The sequence below is a fragment of the Limnospira sp. PMC 289.06 genome, assembly GCF_032350395.1.
In the GTDB taxonomy this organism is placed as follows: Bacteria; Cyanobacteriota; Cyanobacteriia; order Cyanobacteriales; family Microcoleaceae; genus Limnospira; species Limnospira platensis.
In genome coordinates this window covers 1-264 of record NZ_JARPLC010000580.1, presented here as the reverse complement: position 1 = coordinate 264, position 264 = coordinate 1, and the positions used below count along the sequence as shown (strand labels likewise).

The following is a 264-nucleotide window of genomic DNA, read 5'->3' as shown; positions in this document are numbered from 1 at the left end:
ATATACCACCAATCCTTAAAGGCATCGATGCCTATCCGTTGTTTCTTTTTGAATTGTGTTTGTTTGGCGTTAATAGGTTCAAGCTGTTTGAGTAAATGGTCTTTGTTAGGTGATTTCTCAGCTATGGCTTTTAAGATGTAGTAACGTTCCTTGAAGGTTTTGGAGCCTACTAATTGTTCTCCATTCTGCAAGGGAATATATAGCATAGCCTTGAAACTCTCCCAGCTAGGATATTCATCCCAGTTAGGGAACAGCCTGAAATAT

General features: G+C 39.0%; 1 pseudogene. It reads right to left on the bottom strand.

The annotated features are described in order from the left end of the window. A pseudogene (locus P5674_RS26330) lies at window positions 1-264 on the bottom strand (recombinase); the annotation flags it as partial.